A 16,199-nucleotide genomic window follows, 5' to 3' on the forward strand; every position below is an offset into this window, starting at 1 on the left:
GGTAGCAGCAGTGACGCGGGCGCCCGCTGCGGCAAAGCCGGCAGAGTCCGGAGCCCACGCGGCAGCACTGACGGCAACGAACAAAGACGGCGGTAGCCGTCAGCAGTCGGTCACGGCTGCGGCGTCAGCCGATCCGGACGCGCGTCACGGGCGTGCCCGGATCTTCCGAGCGCTGGGCTCCGCCGGTTCGAGTCCTGCCGTTGAGTGCTCGCGCTGGTCGTGGCGGATGCCGATCGTGACGGGAGCCGTCGGCGGTACTGGCGGACACCACGGCCGGGTTTGAGAGTCCCCGGAAAATATCGGTGAGCCTTCGCCTGCCTCTGGTTACCCTGCCTTGTCCTGAACAGGCCAGGGAGGTCCCCACCATGATCAGCACCACGTCCTTTCCCGAGCGGATCGAGCTCTCGGGGGAGGGCCTCGTTCTCCGCGACTGGACGGAGGCGGACCTGGCCGCGATGCCGGAGCTGTTCGACCACCCCGACATCGCGTACTGGACACCCATCGTCTCCCCCTTCGACGAAGCGGCCGCCCGCACGCGACTGGACCGGGACCGGCAGCTGCGAGCGGAGGGCACGACCATCCTGCTCGCCATCACCGTCGACGGCGGCGCACCGCTCGGCGAGGTGATGCTGCGGCGTACCCCCGAGGGCCCAGAGCTCGGCTATGCGGTCGGCCCGGCACACCGCGGCCAGGGGCTGGCAGCGCGGGCGGTGCGGGTGATGGCCGCGTACGCCTTCGAGCAACTGGGCGCGGAGAAGGTGATCCTGGAGCTCGAGGCCGAAAACGCCGCCAGCGTCGCCGTGGCCACCAAGGCGGGTTTCAGACTGCTCGACGTGCCGCTGATCAGGGGTGAGGAGAAGGGGCGGCCCTACGCCCTGCAGACGTGGGGCCTGAACCGCCCCTGATTGACCGGTCGTATACCCCACTGGAGCCCTGCCCGCATCTGGATCGGTTCGACATCTGACATCCGCGTCTGACATCCGCGTCCGACATCAACGGCAGCGGCCGTAGGCAGGCTTGTAGTACCCCCATGACCGATGGCTCCCCAAGTCCCCACGGCTGAGGCCGCCGTGAGTCGCACTCCTGAAGCGGGTGTCGCTGGTGCCCTGAGCGGCCGGGGCGGGGCGCGCAACATCGGCGCGCACCGTCCCGGCGGAGTGTGTTTGGCGTTCACGCGAGCGGCAACGCGAAGTCCATGAGTCAATCGAACAGCGGCACGAATCAAGGTTCCGCATCCAAGCGGAGTGCATCTGCCAAGGCCCGGCGGGCTGCTACGAAGGCGACTGCCCCCGCGTCGCAGGCGGCGGACAAGGCAGCCGAAAAGACCGGTGACGTGGCGTCAGCGGCCGAGGACGCGGTCGAGCGTGCGGCCGGGACGGGTACCCAGGTCGTGCACGGCGCGGCCGAGCGTGTCCAAGCCGGTCGCCGGGCCGTCATCGCCGCCTCGGGACAGGCCGTCGCCTTCGCCAAGACGGCATGGACGTTGATCGCCCATCGAAAGCTCCTCGCCGCCGGTGTGGGTGCGGGCTTGTCGGCGTTGGGTACCACGTCATACCTGGCGGGCCGTCGTGCGGGGCGCCGCACGCAGGGTCCGATCACCCGTCTGACCGGCGGGCGGATCTGAGGCGACGGGCGAGCCCCGTCGCCTCGTAGCGGGCCGCGAGGGATGCCCGGCCGCTCGAGCGGCGCGTCTTCACGGGGTCGGTACAGCCCGGCCGTCCGGCGATCCGCCCCGTCCAGGTCGACGGGAGCCCTACTCCCCCGGTGCAAACTGGCCCCGGCCCGGGGGATGGTGAGCCGGGGCCAGGGCTGTCAGGTCGTCGGCGGCAGTGGGATGTTGTGGGTGTGGCGGAAGAGGTTCTGGGCGTCCAGGGTCGACTTGAGGGACTGGAGGCGGGTGTAGGTCTCCGGCTCGAACAGGTCGCGGACCTGGGGCTCGGCGACAGGCGTGCCGTCGTTGTAGACGAAGTTGAGGCTGCGGCCCACCGTCCACTGCTTGAGGGCGTCGTAGACCCGCTGGTGGACCGGGCGCGCGGCCTCCGGCGGGGCCGCCATGCCGCCGGTCATCAGGCGGAGCACGTACTGGGCCGAGCGGCCGCCGACCGCGCTGGGGTGGGCAGGGGGTCGGGAGAGGGCGCCGCCCAGGTGACGGATGTCGATGATGCACGGTACCGGGGTGCCCGGGCCCGCCAGATCGATCAGGGTCTGGAGGGCGATGGGGTCCAACTCCCGCAGCAGCACGTTGCCGCCGAAGTAGGCATGCGAGAACGTCGGGTCGTGGTAGACCGACCCCGCCTCCTCGTACGGCATCTCGCGTACCGAGTCGATCAGTCGGGGGCCGAGCGCACGCAGCGGCTCCACCAGGCGCTCGCCGTCCTCCGCGCTGCCGTTGAAGACGAGCCGCACGTGGGCGACGTACTTGCCGCGCAGCGGCTCGGGGAACGCGGGGGCCGGCGGGTAGCCCATCAGCCCGATCGACGAGGTGAGTTGCTCCGGCACCGTCAGCGTCCACTCGTGGTACGCCCGCAGCAAGTCCACCGGGTCGTCGGCCTCGAAGTACAGGCCGCCGCCGTAGAAGCGTGCCACCGGGACCAGTTCCGTCTCGACAGCGGTCACCACGCCGAAGGCGCCACCGCCGCCCCGCAGCGCGAAGAACAGGTCCGGGTCCGACTCCGCCGTGACGTGGCGCAGGGTGCCGTCCGGCGTGACCACGTCGAGGGAGCGGACGAGGTCGGAGGCGTAGCCGAACTCACGGCCCATCAGTCCCGTGCCGCCGCCGAGCAGATAGCCCACCACGCCCACATGGGGCGCCGATCCGTTGAGGGGGGCCAGGCCGTGCGGGGCCGCGGCCTTGATCACCTGTTCCCAGCGCACGCCCGCCTCGACCCGTACGGTGCGGGCCTCCGCGTCCAGTTCGAGGCCGGTCATCCGGTGCGTGCTGATCAGCACCCCCTCCCCGCGCAGAGCGGTGACGATGCCGTGACCGGTGGAGTGCACGGCCACCGGCAGGTCGAGGCCGGCGGCGAACCGCACCGCCGCGCGCACGTCGTCGGCGCACGTCGCACCGACGATCACGGAGGGTTCGTGCCGGAAACCGGCCTGGAAGCCGGACCGCTCCTCGTCGTAGCCCTCGTCGCCCGGCCGCAGCACAGGGCCTTTCACCTGCCCGGTCAGGCCTTCCAGGTCGACGTCGACGCTCATCTGCTCGTTCCTTTCCAGGGGGGTCAACTGCCACCCTGCCGTTGCCTGTGTCGGCAGTCGATGGATGGGCTTGTTTGCACACCGCGCCGGTTGCTCGGCCCGGGTCGGTCGGTGATGCGGCCGCCGGTCAGTCGGTGAGCCGACTGGCGGTCAGTCGGTGAGCCGACTGGCGGTCAGTCCGTGATCCGGCTGCCGGTCAGTGCGTGATCCGGCTGCCGGTCAGTGCGTGATCCGGCTGCCGGTCAGTGCGAGACGCGGCGCCATCGGAGTACGCGCAGCTGGGGGCGGCCCACCAGGGCCCGGCCGCGCAGCTCCAGTTCGTCCCGGGCGACGAAGACCAGGTCGCGGATCTGGTCCGTGCCCAGCCACGACCTGTCCGGCGCCAGGTCGATCGTGTGGACGACGCGGTCGCCGTCCCGGCGCCAGGTGCCCGCGTAGCTCATGTAGTCGGGCCGGCCGGGCTGCGCGGGACCGGTGCGCATCATCGTCACGGAGAGCCGGCCGCCCGGGGCGTAGACCAGCAGGCCCGCCGGTGCGGGCCCGAGCGGGCCCTCGTGCACGGTGCCGTCGTCGTCCAGGTCGTGGAAGGACCGCAGGGACCAGACGCCGGTCAGGTCCTCGTCGGTCTCCCACGGGCCGGCCGCGCGACCGGTGGTGTCCCGTGCCGTGGGGCGGGCTCCGCGTCCCGTGCCGTCCGGTGCGGTGAGCTGTGCTGTCGTCGGGGGGTGCATCGGCGTCTCCCTTCCGGGGCGCTCAGGCCGCGGGAGCGGCGGGTTCAGGGGTGTCGTCGCCGGTCATGCCCCGTTGGGCCCGGCGGGTCGTCTCCTCGAGCGGCTCGGGCGGCAGCGCGCTCACCTCGTCGAGGCGGGCGGTCTGCTCGTCGGTGAGGCGCAGGTCGAGGGCGGCCAGGTAGTCCTCCAGATGGGCGGGGGTGCGCGGGCCGATCACCGGCACCAGCGTGGTGCCGCTGCGCCGGGCGCGGTGCAGGACCCAGGCGACGGCCACCCGGGAGGCGGGCTCCCCCGTCTCCGCGGCGACGGCCAGGACGGCGTCCACGACCGCGGTGACGCGGGCGCTGGACTCCGTACGGATGACGCGTCCGCCCAGGTCGGTCAGGCGGCCCGCGCTGCTCGTGCGGTACTTGCCGGTGAGCAGTCCGCCGCCGAGCGGCGACCACAGGGCCGCGCCGAGGCCCAGGGCCTCGGCCATGGGCAGCAGGTCGCGGTCGGCGGTGCGTTCGGCGAGGCTGTACTCGGTCTGGATGCCGATCAGGGGGGACCAGCCGCGCAGTTCGGCGATGGTGGCGGCCCGGGAGACCCGCCATGCGGGGAAGTTGGACAGACCCGCGTACAGGATCTTCCCCGCGCGCACCAGGTCGTCGAAGGCAGCCAGGATCTCCTCGACCGGGGTCACCGGGTCGGGGAAGTGCGCCCAGTAGATGTCGATGTGGTCGGTGCGCAGCCGCCGCAGGCTCGCCTCCAGCGAGCGGATCATGCTCTTGCGGCTGTTGCCGGGGCGGGGGCCGGCGCCACGGGCCGTGTCCCCGGGGGCCCGGGAGGCCCCGGTGCCCAAGGTGTACTTGCCGGACAGCACGAACGCGTCGCGGTCCGCCCCGACGAACTCGCCCACCAGTTCCTCGGCCTGGCCGCTCTGGTAGTAGTCGGCGGTGTCGATCAGGGTGCCGCCGGCCTCGGCGAAGCGCTCGAACATCCGGCGGGCCACGGCCGGCTCGGCCCCGGCTCCCCAGCGGGTGCCGAAGTTGACGGTGCCGAGCCCGTACTGGGAGACCCTCAGGCCGGTCTTCCGTCCGAAGGCGGGACTGCGCATGGCTGGGCCTCCTCAGGCGGCCAGGGGGATGGTGGGCCGATCGCCGGGCACGGCGCCGAGCGCGGGCCAGTCGACCGGGGCGCCGGCCGTCCACAGCGTGCCGAGCGTGGTCAGCAGTCCGGCGGTTTCGGGAGTGCGGGCGCCGGGGTGCGGCAGCGACGAGAGGGCGGTGGTGCCCGGAGGCAGGTCGGAGCGTCGTTTGACGAGTCCGGTCAGGGCGGGGCCGGGGCCGGTCTCCAGGAGGACTCCGGGGGCGTCGGCGAGCAGGGTGGCGACGGCGTCGGAGAACCGCACGGTCTGCCGCAGGTGCCGGGCCCAGTAGTCGGGGTCCGTGGCCTGCTCGGCGGTGATCCAGGCACCGGTGACGCCTGAGACGAACCTCTCCGCGGGCGGGCGCAACCCGATCCCGGCGGCCGCCTCGCGCAGCCGGTCCACGCAGCCGTCCATCATCCTGCTGTGGAAGGCGTGCGAGACGCGCAGGCGGCGGCCGGGCGTGCCGGCGGAGGCGAGCCTCTCCTCGACGCGCGCGATGGCCTCATCGGTTCCGGCCAGCACGCACGAGTCGGGGGCGTTGACCGTGGCCAGGTCGGTGCCCTCGGTGAGGTACGGGGCGAGTGCGTGCTCGGGGAGCGGAACCGCGAGCATCGCCCCGGGCGGCGCCTGCTGCATCAGCCGGGCGCGCAGGGCCACGAAGCGCAGGGCGTCCGGGAGTTCCATGACCCCGGCCAGGGTGGCGGCGACGTACTCGCCGAGGCTGTGCCCGATCATCGCGGCGGGCCGCACGCCGAGTGCGATCAAGGTGCGGGCCAGGGCGTATTCCAAGGCGAACAGGGCGGGCTGTGCGGCCTCGGTCTGCCGGAGTCCGGCTCCCGTCGCGTCCTGGAGGACGGGGCGCAGGTCCATTCCGGCGGCGCTGTGCAGCAGGTCGAGGCAACGGTCCAGTTCGGCGCGGAAGAGCGGGAGGTCGCGGGCGAGGGCGAGGCCCATGCGGCCGTACTGGGAGCCCTGGCCGGGGAAGACGAAGGCGATGGCGGGCGGTCGGCCGTCCGGCCGCTGCGGCGCTCCTCCCGGTGCCGTCGGCGCCGCTCCCGGCCCCGTCGGCACTCCTCCCGTTACCGCCTCCCCAGCGGCCTGCCGGAGTTCATGCCGTGCCTTCTCCCGCTCCCGCTGCAGTGCCTTCGCCAGGTCCTCGTCGGTCTCCCCCACCGCGAAGGCGCGGTACGGGGGTACCGGCGCGGTCACCGCCACCACCCGGTGGGCCCCCGCCCTGACGTGCACAGTCCCGCCGGGAGGCTCCTCCCCCAGGAGGCCGCGGATCCGGGCGAGCAGCCGGTGCCGCTGGTCCGGGGCGCGGAAGTAGAAGTGGCCCCCGGGCAGGTGGACGGTCTCGAACGGCCCCTCGGTGTGCTCCCGCCAGTTCTCCACGCGCAGGGTCTCGCGCTCCTGTTCGCCCGCGAAGACGGTGAGCGGGATCTGAAGGGGCGGGCCGGGCTCGAAGTGGTACGTCTCGAAGATCCGCAGGTCGGCGCGGAAGGTGCCGAGCACCATGGCGCGCAGGGCGGCGTCCTCGTGCACCTGGGCGGGCAGGGCACCCCAGCGCCGCTCGACCTCGGCGAGCAGTTCGTCGTCCGGGAGGGTGTGGACGGTCGTGGCGGCGCGCTGGTGGGGCGGGGGCGGGCTGGAGGACAGCAGCAGCCGGGTCGGCAGCGGCCGGCCCACGCGGCGTAAGGCACGAGTCACCTCGAAGGCCACCAGTCCGCCCAGGCTGTGACCGAAGAAGGCGAACGGGCGCTGCGGGTCCAGGACCGCGACCACCGCGTCGACCAGCTCGGGCATGCCGGTGACGGGGGGCTCGGCGTGCCGCGCGGCACGGCCGGGGAGTTGGATGCCGTGGACCTCGAGCTCGGGCAGTTCGTCGCCGAAGCGGACGTACTCGCCGGGCGAACCCCCTGCGTGGGCGAAGCAGTACAGGTCCGCGACGGCGTCGGGGCGGCGGGTGCGGGTGACCAGCCACCGGCCGCGTGGCGTACCGGCGTTCATGGGTGGTGCTCCTTTCGGGAGGCGGGGGCGGGGCTCACGGCGGGGGCCGTCAGGCGACCGGGGCCGGTTCGGGTGTGCGCCCGCCGAGCCGGTCGGCGACCAGGGCCGCGAACTCGGCAGGGGTCTGCGCGTCGTAGAGCACCGACGACTCCAGCTCCACCCCGAACGACTCACGCGCCAATGCCAGCAACTGCGTCGCGACCAGCGAATCCCCACCCAGATCGAAGAACCCGGCATCCGGACCCACCGACTCCAGCCCCAACGTCCGGGCGAACAACTCCGACACCGCCGTCAGCACGTCCGGAGCACCAGAAGCCTGCGGCACGACGGCAGTCGGGGCTTCCGGGGCCGGGGACGCCTTGGGCGTGGCGTCCGGGGAGGCGGGGGCCAGTGGCTCCACCACGTAGCGCCGGCGCTCGAAGGGGTACGTCGGCAGTGCCACCTTGCGGCGCCGCCCGGCCCCGTGCACGGCGCTCCAGTCGACGGACAGGCCGCCGAGCCAGAGCCGGCCGAGGGCGGTCAGCAGGGCGGCGCGGGCGCCGAGCGCACCGGCCTCCTCGGGCAGGACCGGCAGCAGCGTGATGCCGCGGTCCTCGGCCGACGCGTCGGCGCCTGCCGTGCTGACCTGGATGTCTTCCGTGCGGGCGGGGACACCCCCGTGCGGACCGGGATGCTCGGGTCGCGGCGGGTGACGCCGCTGTCGCCATCGGCCTGGGCTCCGGGGCGGCCTCGGCCCCCGCCCGGCTCCGGCCCCGGTCAGGATGAGGCGCACCGCGTCCTCGACTGTGTACACCCCCGCCACGGTCTCGGCGACGAGCGCGCCGGTGCCGTGTCCCGCGACCGCCGCGGCACGGACGCCCCATGACTGCCACAGCCGGCCCAGGGCCAGCTCGGTGGCGAAGACGTCGAGGGCCTCCGGGACCTCCGCGTCCGGGTCGGCGAGGGCCAGGCACTCCTCGACGGTGCGCCGGAACAGGGGATCCGCGCTCAGGTCACGGGTGTCGGCGCGGGTCGCGGTGCCGGGGAAGAACAGGGTGAGGGGGCCGGCGGGGGCGGCGGCCGCGGAGTCGGTGAGGCGGCCGCGGTCCAGGCCGTCGAGGACGCGTACGGCGTCCGCGGGGCCGTCGACGACCGCGCAGCGGCGCACGGGCAGTTCGCGGCGGCCGGTCTGGAGGGTCCAGGCCACGTCGGGCAGCGCGAGTCCGGGGCGGTCGCGCAGGTGGGCTGCGAGCCGGCCGGTCAGCGTGTCGAGGGCCGTTTCGGTGCGGGCCGACAGGACGAGCAGCTGGGGTCCGGGCTCCACCGCGCCCGGTTCGGCACCGGTGCGCGCCGGCTCGGGCGCCTGTTCCAGGATCACGTGCGCGTTGGTGCCGCCGATGCCGAAGGAGCTCACCCCGGCCCGGCGCGGCACGCCGCCGTCCGGGCGCCACTCGCGGACCTCGGTGACCACCTCGAAGGGGCTCGACGCGAAGTCGATCCCGGGGTTGGGCGCGGTGTAGTTCAGGCTCGGCGGCAGGACGCCGTGCTCCAGGGCGAGCACGGTCTTGATCAGTCCGGCGGCCCCGGCGGCCGCGTCGGTGTGTCCGATGTTGGTCTTCACCGCGCCGATGCCGCAGAACCCGGCGCGGTCGGTGTCCTCGCGGAACGCCCGGGTCAGGGCGGTGATCTCGATGGGGTCGCCGAGCGGGGTGGCCGTGCCGTGGGCCTCGACGTAGGTGACGGTGTCCGCGTCGACGCCCGCGACGAGTTGGGCCTCGCGGATCACGGCGGCCTGTCCGGACACGCTGGGCGCGGTGAAGCCGACCCGGTCGGAGCCGTCGTTGTTGACCGCGGAGCCGCGCAGCACGGCACGGATCCGGTCGCCGTCGGCCCGCGCGTCGGCGAGCCGTTTGAGGACGACGATGCCGACGCCGTCCCCGCCCACCGTGCCGCCCGCGGCGGCGTCGAAGGTGCGGCAGACGCCGTCCGCGGAGATGATCCCGCCCTCGATGTACGGGCTCTCCTTGGCCGGGACGCGCACCGCGACGCCTCCGGCGAGTGCCAGGTCGCAGTCGCCGGACAGCAGCGCCTGCACGGCGGTGTGCACGGCGACCAGGGAGGTCGCGCAGGCGGCCTGCACCACGACGGCGGGGCCGCGCAGGCCCAGCTTGTAGGCGACGCGGGAGGCCAGGTAGTCGGGGGCGTTGGCGACCAGGATCTCCATGTCGGTCACGGAGGGCAGCTCGTCCCGGCGCTCCTTGAGCAACTGCGCGTACGCCGTGTCGGTGCTGCCCGCGTACACGCCGACGCGTCCGGAGTGCCGGTCCGGGTCCTGGCCCGCGTCCTCCAGCGCCTCGACCGCGCACTCCAGGAACACCCGGTGCTGCGGGTTGAGCAGGCGTGCCTCGCGCGGCGAGAAGCCGAAGTAGTCCGCGTCGAACCACTCGGGGTCCTTCAACAGGCCGCGCGCGGGCGTGTACTCGCTGCCGCCGCGGGGCGTGGGACGGCGCGGGAAGCGCGTGACGGTCTCCCGTCCCCGCACGAGGTTGTGCCAGAACTCGTCGGCGTTCTCGGCTCCCGGGTACCGGCATGCCAGGCCGACGACGGCGACCAGGCCGTCGTCCTGCCCGGCATCCGCCCCGGCGTCGTCGATGCGGTCACTCACGGCCGGGCCCTCCGAGTCCGGTGCGGGCGCGGCGCGCCGCGAGCCGGGAGCGGCCGCCCCCGGGGCGTCGTGCCGTGCGGCCGAGCGGTTCCCCGGCGCCGCCGTCCCCGTCCAGGTGTGCGGCGAGCCCGCGCACCGTGGGGTACTGGAACAGGTCCACGAGCGGCGGGGCCGCGCCGAGGCGGGCGGTGATGCGGTCCTGCACCATGTGCAGCAGGACGGAGTGCCCGCCGAGGTCGAAGAAGTTGTCCTCGGCCCCCACCTCGGGCAGTTCGAGGACCTCGCACCAGATGCCGGCGAGGACACGCTCGGTGTCCGTGGCCGGGGGATGGGAAATCACCGGTCTTCTCCCCTGTGTCGCGCGGATGTCTTGCGCCGGATGACGGAGGACGGCCGTGGCTCCGAGGGCCGCGCCGCCGTGCGACTGACGCACATCCTCGGTTGAACGCGATCCGTCACCGAAAGCATCGTCCGGCGGCCCTCTCCAGGAATTCCATTCCCGGTCTCATGAGCGGTCTATAGAACGCCCGAGGGGCATCGCCCCCGTGCACGACCATGCGATTGACTCCTTCTCAGGAGGAACGATCCGGTGGGCAACTGCGGATCGTTGCCGATGGTTGAAATAGGCCCGTACTGTTCCCGGCGCTGTCTTCCAGGGGAGGAAACTCATGACCGCGCAGACCATGACCGGCAGGCAGTTGCCGGAGTTCCCGCTCCGCAGCGTCGAACGGCGCACGGACGTGGCCGAGGAGTACGCGAGGCTGGCGGCCGGCGCCCCGGTCACCGAGGTACGGCTGCCCAGCGGCCGCCCCGCATGGCTGATCGTGGGCTATCGGGAGGTGCGTACGGCGCTCACCGATCCGCGGTTCTCCCGGAACGAGGCGGTCCGCGACCCGGGCGGGCACCTGCTGGCCGTGGAGGCGGTCGGCACGTCGATACTCAACCTCGACCCGCCCGCCCACACCCGGCTGCGCCGCGTGGCCGCGCGCGGCTTCACCGAGGCGCGGATCGCCGCCCTGCGGCCCCGCATCACCGAGATGGTGGGTGAGCTCCTCGACGACCTGGCGCAGCAGCACCCCGACCCCGTGGACCTGTGCGAGGGCTTCTGCAAGGTGCTGCCCGTGCGGGTCATCGGCGAGATCCTCGGGGTGCCGCCGACCGACCGGTACCGGATCGAGAAGTGGCGCGACGGCCTCGACGCGCCGATCACCGGGACCGGCGCGCCGGACACCTCGACACACGCCGAACTCCTCGCGTACATCGACGAGTTGGTGGCCGAGCGGCGTGAGCGGCCGCAGGACGACCTGCTGAGCGTGCTGGCCCGGGCGGGCGAGGACGGTGAGGAGGAGGACGTCCTGACCGACCGGGAGATAGCCGCGCTGGGCGGCACCCTGCTGGTCGCCGGCTTCGAGAACACCGTGGCGCAACTCGGCCTGGTGCTGCGGGAGGTGCTGACCGGACCGGACGGGCCGCGCGGCCTGCCGCAGGACGAGGAGGCGCTGGCGGCCGAGGTCGAGGAGCTGATCCGGCGGCTGCCGATCGGCGACTACGGCGGCACGCTGGCCCGCAAGGCGACCGAGGACGTCGAGCTGGGCGGGGTGTCCATCAAGGCCGGCGACATCGTGATCGCCGCCGTGCAGGCCGCCAACTTCGACCCGGAGGCCTTCGCCGACCCGCGCCGCCACGACCCGGTGCGCGACACCGTCGCCCACCACCTGACGTTCGGCTACGGGGTGCACCGCTGCCTCGGCGCGCCGGTTGCCCGGATCGAACTCCAGGAGTCCCTCAAGGCGTTGCGTGACCGGTTTCCCGGAATGCGGCTCGCGGTGCCGGCCGAGGAACTGCGTTTCCACGAGGCCGCGATCAACCGGCGTCTGGTGTCCCTTCCCGTCGTCTGGTGATCACGCTCGTCACCGATTCCGGTCCACGGAGAATTCGATGCCCGTCCGTGGCCGGTGAAATACGGCGATGCCCGTCCCCCTGCCGGGGACGGGCATCGCCGCTTGCGCATCCGCAGGTCATCCGCGAATGACGCCTTTGGTCCGCATCAGGAAATGCGCGAGATAGCCGTCGTGCGGAATTCCGGTGTCGGTCCAGTAGGTGGGATGGTCGCCGATGTACACGTTCGCGATGCTCGGCTCGTCGAGGAACGCGTCGATCAGTTCGGTGTCCTGCGTGTACGCGCCGAGGATCAGCGTGTCGCGCAGGGGGGACACGCCCTGCGCGCGCGACCAGGGCGCCACCCACACGCAGGGGAAGGGCAGTTCGGTGCCGACGCGGTCGTCGGCGGCGCTGTCGAGCTGGTGGACGACGGGGCGGAGCACCGCGCTGCCGTCGCCCAGTTCCTCGACGAAGCCGTCGCAGCCGAGGTGGCAGCGGGCGTCCCCGGCGCGGTCCCGTACGTACTTCTCCAGGGCGCGCGCGGCGACCGCGGACTGCACCGGAAGGACCGCGTTCTCGTCCTCGGGCGGCAGGGCGGGCAGCGCCGCGAGCCGCTCGGCGATCGCCTCGGCGACCGGGGTCGGGTCGCCCTCGACCAGGACGGCCGTCGCGTTGACGCAGCCGGTGCCGCCGTGGTGGGCGATGGAGTCGACCACGGTGTCCAGGTGGGCGCGCCAGTCGGTGTCCGCGGTCAGCAGGATCTTGGACCGGCCGGGGGTCAGCGGCAGTACGGCCGGGTCGTCGGCGTACTGGCGGATGACCTCGTCGCTGCCGTACGCGAGGTCGGCGCCGCTCAGCAGCGCCTCGGCGGCGGCGTGGTCGGTGGGCAGCAGCACCACCTGGTCCTCGCCGAACCCGGCCATGCGCAACGCGCTCACCAGGCGGTGCGGGGTGAACGGCTCACGGCGTGAGGGGCGTACGGCGACGCGGTAGCCGAGGGCCAGGGCCTCGGGCCACAGGGTGTGCGTGCCGGGGTGGTTACCGGCGGCGTGCACGGCGAACACCTCGCCCCTGCGGGTCCACACGGCGCGCCCGGAACGGGTCAGCGGGTCGCGCCAGTCCCCGACCGCGCCGTGCGGGCGGGCGTGCTGGAGGCCGCGGTGGAGCTGGGCGGTGCGGTGCAGCGCGGTGCGGGTGGCGGCGCGTACCACCGTCAGGGGAACGCCGGAGACCCGGCTGACCGCGTGCTCGTAGTCGTCGACGGTGAGGCCGCCGATGGTCTCGGTGGCGAAGATGCGTCCGGCGCGCACGATCGCGGCGATCCGCTCGTCCGCGGGCAGCGGCCGGGCGCGGCGCAGCGCGGCCATGGCCCGGTCGACGTAGACGGCCGGGGCGAGGAGAGCTCGGCCACCGGCTGTCCGGAGACGTCGGCGACCGGGGCGCGGGTGCGGGAGCGGTAGGGCCCCGAGGGGCCGAGGACGTCCAGCTGGATCGGTCCGCCGTCCGGCGCCGGCGCGCCGGGCTCCGCCGCCGGGGCCGTCGCGGGCGCGGGTGCCGTCGTCCGGGCGGGTGCGGTCGTCATCAGTAGACCCCCTCGATGACCGTCTCGTTCTCGAAGGTGGCGACCGGGGCGATGTCGGCGGCCGCGTCGCCGACCCGGCCGGGCAGCGCCTCGACGCGGGTGGCGAGGTCGCGCTCCAGGTTGTTGGGCAGGAACAGCGCCTTGGACACGTGGTTCATGACCACCTGGCCGCGCTCCCCGTACGCCACGGGGCGGCGGGTGGCCGGATCGACGACGGAGAAGGTGACGTACGGCGAGAAGGTGTCGAAGACGCAGGCGTCGCCGGTGTCCCCCGCCCGCTGGCCCGCGATGCCGAGGATCATCGTGCTGCCGTAGTGCCCGTACAGGACGGTGTCCGGGAAGATCTCGGTGCGGTACAGGTGCAGGGTGTCGGGGTCGAGCTGGGTGCCTCCCCAGCGGATGGCCCGCACCTTGTCGTTGACGAGCTTCACCAGGTCGTCGCGGCGCACCAGGCGCTCCAGCAGGGCGGGGGTGATGGTGAGCACCCCGATGTCCTGGGTGCGCAGCACGAACGCCGCCTGGTCGATGACGTGTTCGGCGTATGCGTCGGCCTGGTCCCTGCGCCCCTCGGCGATGAGCTTCTTCACCCAGCGCGGGTCGAGGTCGACCTGGAAGCCGTACCGGCCGTGGGTGGCCGCGGACCGGCGGAAGATCTCGCCGACGATGTGCGGCCCGGACGGAGTCAGGCCCAGCCAGTCCACTCCGCGCGGGAAACCGTGCTCGTCCAGGTTGGCGTTGCTCCACTCGACCAGCCGGTCGAGCCAGTCGCGGGGGCACACCACGCGCTTGGGCGCGCCGGTGGTGCCGCCGCTCTCGTAGATGCCGACGATGTCCGGGCGGGGGCCGTAGCCCTTGGGGATCAGCTCGTGCACCGGGACCTTGCGCATCTCGTTCACGACGTTCGGGAACAGGTGCAGGTCGGCGTGGCTCTTGATGTCCCTGCGCGGGTCGAAGTCCAGGGCCTTGGCCCGCTGAAGCCAGTAGGGGGAGCCGGTCTCGGGGCTGAAGTGCCATTCCATCGCCGCCTGGACGAACTCGTCCGGGTCGGGGCGGCTGTCGAAGGGGAGCTCCAGCAGGGGGTTGACTGCGGTGGGCACGACGTCTCCTTGATCGTCTCACGGTGGGTGGGCGGGCGCGGCGGGCCCGGTCAGCCGGGGGTGTGGAAGGCGCGGTCGTACCAGACGAGGGCCTTGCCCGGAGCGCTGGTCCGGGTGCCGCAGATCGCGCCCAGTACGAGGACGTGGTCGCCGGCCTCCACCACCTGGTCGAGCCGGCAGTGCAGCGTCATCAGGGCGTCGGGCAGATACGGCAGTCCGGTGCCCGGCCACTCGGCGAAGGTCCCCTGGGCGAACCGGTCCTGGCCCTGCCGGGCGAAGCCCCGGGCGACGTCCTGCTGGTGCCCGGCGAGCACGTTGACCACGAATTCGGGTGCGGCCAGCAGGTCGTCGTGGCAGCTGGAGGTGCGGGCCAGGCCCACCGACAGCAGCGGCGGGTCCATGGACACCGAGGAGACGGCGCTGGCCGTGAACCCGCGCCGCCGTCCCACCGCGTCCACGGTGGTGACGACCGTGACGGGGGCGGCGAGCAGCGCCATCGCGTCGCGGAACTCCTGGTTGCCGATGAGGGAGGGCCGCGCGAGTGCCTCAACAGTCATGATTCACCTTCCGTCGCAAGCGGTCCGGGCCGTCAGAAACGGTCCGGGGAGAGGAAGCCGGCGTCGATCGCCGCGGGCTTGTGCTGCACCAGGTCGGCGAGGAGCTCGCCGATGCCCGTGGCGTGCTTGAACCCGTGGGCGTTGCACCCGCCGGCGACCACGAGCCTGCTGTCCCCGCCGGGGCGTCCGATGACGAACTGGCCGTCGGGGGTCTTCGCGTACATGCAGACCGCGACCTTCGACGGCACGTCGGCGAGGCCGGGCAGCTTCTCGGGGAGCAGGGAGCCGAGCTCCGTCCAGTCCTCGGGGAGGACCGCGCGGTCGTCGGTCAGCGGGTCCAGCGGGGTGGGCACCCGCCCGTGCTCCTCCAGGCCGAGTTTGACGTCGTGCCCGTTCTCGGCGCCGTTGCCCCACAGCACCCGGCCGCCCTCGATCTCGCGCATGAAGACGGGCAGGTCGGCGAGGCCGAAGCCGTCCTCGTGGCCCGCCCGGGGACGGAACCAGGTGATCGGCATCCGGTACGTCTCCACGGGCAGGCCCGGCACCAGGGAGCCGAGCCACGCGCCGGCCGCGACGACGACCTGACGGACCCGCAGTTCGGTCTGGGCCGTACGCACCAGCGCGCCGCCGGGCACCAGTTCGATCGCGTCGACACGGGTGCCGGTGTGGACCAGGCCCCGGCGGCCCGGGCCAGGCCGACGGCGGCCCGCACCGACTCCTCCGGGCGCAGGATGCCCGCGGACGGCTCCCACACGCCGATGTGGTCGGCGGGCAGCGCGGCCTGCCGGGGGAAGCGCTCGCGCAGCCGGGCCGGGGTCAGGGTCTCCACCTCGATGCCGTGGACGCGGGCCGCGCGCAGGGTGCCGCCGGCGATGAGACCGTCCTCGGGGCCGATCAGCAGACCGCCCGCGGGAACGAACAACTGCTGCCCGTGGGCCTGCTCCAGCTGGTGCCACAGCTCCAAGGAGCGGCGGGCCAGGGGGACCAGGTGGGGGTGTTCCAGGCAGGTGACGCGGAACATCCGGGAGCCGCCGTGCGAGGAGCCGAACGGGTGGCCCGGCTCATGGCGGTCGAGTCCCACGGCGTCGATGCCGCGCGCCGCCAGCTGCCACAGGGCCGAAGCGCCCCAGGCTCCCAGGCCCACGACGGCCACTTCCGCGTCCCACCCGGCCATGTCCCCTCCTCCTTCGGGCCGGCCACGGTCCGGCCGGCCGACGGCGTCCACCACACCACCCGGCGCCGGCGCGGGGCCTGAGTAGCCACCACTCATCCGGGTCCCCGGCCGGGAGGGCGCGGTGAGCGCCGTCTGACGACCGCTCAGTTGAGTACCGCTCACTCACGCTGCCCGGGCGGGACGCGTGGTCCGATCG

At 73.5% G+C, this 16,199-nt stretch carries 11 protein-coding genes and 2 pseudogenes; 3 read left to right on the forward strand and 10 right to left on the reverse strand.

From position 1 onward, the window contains the following. The first annotated feature begins 365 nt into the window (after nt 1-365). Both N8I84_RS14710 and N8I84_RS14715 read left to right on the forward strand, forming a co-directional pair. Nucleotides 366-905, forward strand: coding sequence for a GNAT family N-acetyltransferase (locus N8I84_RS14710; protein WP_263229956.1), 540 nt, complete (start codon nt 366-368; stop codon nt 903-905). 428 nt (nt 906-1,333) lie between these two features. Next, nucleotides 1,334-1,624: a hypothetical protein gene (locus N8I84_RS14715; RefSeq protein ID WP_313884254.1), complete on the forward strand. Its 291-nt coding sequence runs from the start codon at nt 1,334-1,336 to the stop codon at nt 1,622-1,624. A gap of 188 nt (nt 1,625-1,812) precedes the next feature. Here the strand turns inward: N8I84_RS14715 and N8I84_RS14720 are convergent, their stop codons facing one another. The 6 genes from N8I84_RS14720 to N8I84_RS14745 all read right to left on the reverse strand — a co-directional run bounded on the left by N8I84_RS14720 (nt 1,813) and on the right by N8I84_RS14745 (nt 10,052). Beyond that, on the reverse strand, nt 1,813-3,201 hold the full coding sequence (locus N8I84_RS14720; protein WP_263229958.1) for an FAD-binding oxidoreductase: 1,389 nt from the start codon (nt 3,199-3,201) through the stop codon (nt 1,813-1,815). 242 nt (nt 3,202-3,443) lie between these two features. Continuing rightward, nucleotides 3,444-3,932, reverse strand: a complete 489-nt coding sequence (locus N8I84_RS14725; protein ID WP_263229959.1) for a lipocalin-like domain-containing protein — start codon at nt 3,930-3,932, stop codon at nt 3,444-3,446. Nucleotides 3,933-3,954: 22 nt separating this feature from the next. After that, on the reverse strand, nt 3,955-5,028 hold the full coding sequence (locus tag N8I84_RS14730; protein WP_263229960.1) for an aldo/keto reductase: 1,074 nt from the start codon (nt 5,026-5,028) through the stop codon (nt 3,955-3,957). Nucleotides 5,029-5,040: 12 nt separating this feature from the next. Continuing rightward, on the reverse strand, nt 5,041-7,068 hold the full coding sequence (locus tag N8I84_RS14735) for an acyltransferase domain-containing protein (RefSeq protein ID WP_263229961.1): 2,028 nt from the start codon (nt 7,066-7,068) through the stop codon (nt 5,041-5,043). 49 nt (nt 7,069-7,117) lie between these two features. Further along, on the reverse strand, nt 7,118-9,712 hold the full coding sequence (locus tag N8I84_RS14740; RefSeq protein ID WP_263229962.1) for a type I polyketide synthase: 2,595 nt from the start codon (nt 9,710-9,712) through the stop codon (nt 7,118-7,120). Further along, nucleotides 9,705-10,052 (reverse strand): phosphopantetheine-binding protein, encoded by a 348-nt coding sequence (locus N8I84_RS14745; protein ID WP_263229963.1) that lies wholly within the window; start codon nt 10,050-10,052, stop codon nt 9,705-9,707. The genes N8I84_RS14740 and N8I84_RS14745 overlap by 8 nt, the downstream gene beginning before the upstream one ends. A gap of 328 nt (nt 10,053-10,380) precedes the next feature. Between N8I84_RS14745 and N8I84_RS14750 the strand changes: the two genes are divergently transcribed. Then, complete coding sequence (locus tag N8I84_RS14750) at nt 10,381-11,613, forward strand: cytochrome P450 (protein WP_263229964.1); 1,233 nt, start codon at nt 10,381-10,383, stop codon at nt 11,611-11,613. Nucleotides 11,614-11,730: 117 nt separating this feature from the next. Here the strand turns inward: N8I84_RS14750 and N8I84_RS14755 are convergent. The 4 genes and pseudogenes from N8I84_RS14755 to solA form a co-directional block, all read right to left on the reverse strand. After that, nucleotides 11,731-13,175 (reverse strand): annotated as a pseudogene (locus N8I84_RS14755) (aldehyde dehydrogenase family protein). Next, the gene (locus tag N8I84_RS14760; RefSeq protein ID WP_263229965.1) at nt 13,175-14,272 is read right to left on the reverse strand and encodes a phenylacetate--CoA ligase family protein; all 1,098 of its coding nucleotides are present in this window, start codon (nt 14,270-14,272) and stop codon (nt 13,175-13,177) included. Before N8I84_RS14760 ends, N8I84_RS14755 begins: the two are co-directional and overlap by 1 nt. Before the next feature lie 50 nt (nt 14,273-14,322). Further along, nucleotides 14,323-14,829 (reverse strand): flavin reductase family protein, encoded by a 507-nt coding sequence (locus N8I84_RS14765; protein ID WP_263229966.1) that lies wholly within the window; start codon nt 14,827-14,829, stop codon nt 14,323-14,325. A 32-nt stretch (nt 14,830-14,861) separates the two neighbouring features. Beyond that, nucleotides 14,862-16,099 (reverse strand): annotated as a pseudogene (solA, locus tag N8I84_RS43120) (N-methyl-L-tryptophan oxidase). Between the last annotated feature and the right edge of the window lie 100 nt (nt 16,100-16,199).

The organism is Streptomyces cynarae (genome assembly GCF_025642135.1).
Taxonomy (GTDB): Bacteria; Actinomycetota; Actinomycetes; order Streptomycetales; family Streptomycetaceae; genus Streptomyces; species Streptomyces cynarae.